This is a genomic window from Dietzia sp. IBK-p2-16D (assembly GCF_057773085.1).
The window spans coordinates 1-466 of the sequence record NZ_JBYMTL010000046.1; the positions used below are offsets into that span (position 1 = coordinate 1).

Genomic DNA, 466 nt, shown 5'->3' on the forward strand with positions numbered 1-466 from the left:
TCCCTACGGTTGAACTAACGCAAGTTCGTTGCCTAGCTATGGTAGCATTGAAGGTTCAAATCCTTCTCCACACACCATTTATTCGGGGTTCGTCTAACGGCAGGACGATGGCCTTTGACTCCATCTATCGAGGTTCGAATCCTTGACCCCGAGCCAATTACTTACCCTCCAGCGGGTTGAGCCGACGATATAGACTGCTTAAATGAATAAGTCGGCAGTAAATTCTAATTCGTCATGCGAACGTGTAGGCGCGTGTCAGCGTAGCCTTGCGTAGTGTCCTGACAGACAGCCCGAGGGGGTGTTGACGATTTTATTTGGACGAGGAACGTAAAGGCTGGCTGGGCTGCCAATGGGCTTTTAATCCATGCGTAAGGGGATCGTAACCTCCCTCGTTCTCCACTTTTATGGCGCATTCTTCTATGGGTAGGAAACTGGGCTTTCAATCCGGTAGAAGGGGTTCGAGTCC

1 tRNA gene is annotated in these 466 nt (G+C 50.4%); it reads left to right on the top strand.

The annotated features are described in order from the left end of the window. Positions 1-82: 82 nt before the first annotated feature. Positions 83-156, top strand: a tRNA-Gln gene (locus tag AC3DE3_RS17265). Positions 157-466: the final 310 nt, after the last annotated feature.